Origin of the sequence: Neokomagataea anthophila (assembly GCF_018122595.1) — a bacterium.
GTDB classification, from domain to species: Bacteria; Pseudomonadota; Alphaproteobacteria; order Acetobacterales; family Acetobacteraceae; genus Gluconobacter; species Gluconobacter anthophilus.
The window spans coordinates 1-242 of the sequence record NZ_JAGRQH010000115.1 but is presented as its reverse complement, the minus strand read 5'-3'; the positions used below and the strand labels follow the sequence as shown (position 1 = coordinate 242).

1 protein-coding gene is annotated in these 242 nt (G+C 46.7%); it reads left to right on the top strand.

Translation table 11 applies throughout. The features are described 5' to 3' along the window. Positions 1-198, top strand: a 198-nt coding sequence (locus tag KB213_RS12260) for a TonB-dependent receptor (RefSeq protein ID WP_211683532.1), incomplete at its 5' end; no start/stop codon positions are given. Positions 199-242 lie beyond the last annotated feature (44 nt).

Sequence of the window (242 nt, the reverse complement as noted above, 5' to 3'; positions counted from 1 at the left end):
AACGTGAACAACCAAACATGGGTCCCATCTTACGTGCGCCTCGACATGGTTGACGACTATCAGATCACCCGTACACTTGATCTGCAAGGGAACCTGCAGAACCTGACAAATAAGCGCTACTATGACCGCATTTATACAAACTATGCGCGCATTGCAGCGGGCCGTGCTGTCACTTTCGAGCTGACATACAGACACTAAAAAACGTGCTTTTAGATATAAGTCTTTGCTTCGCTCTAAAAGAC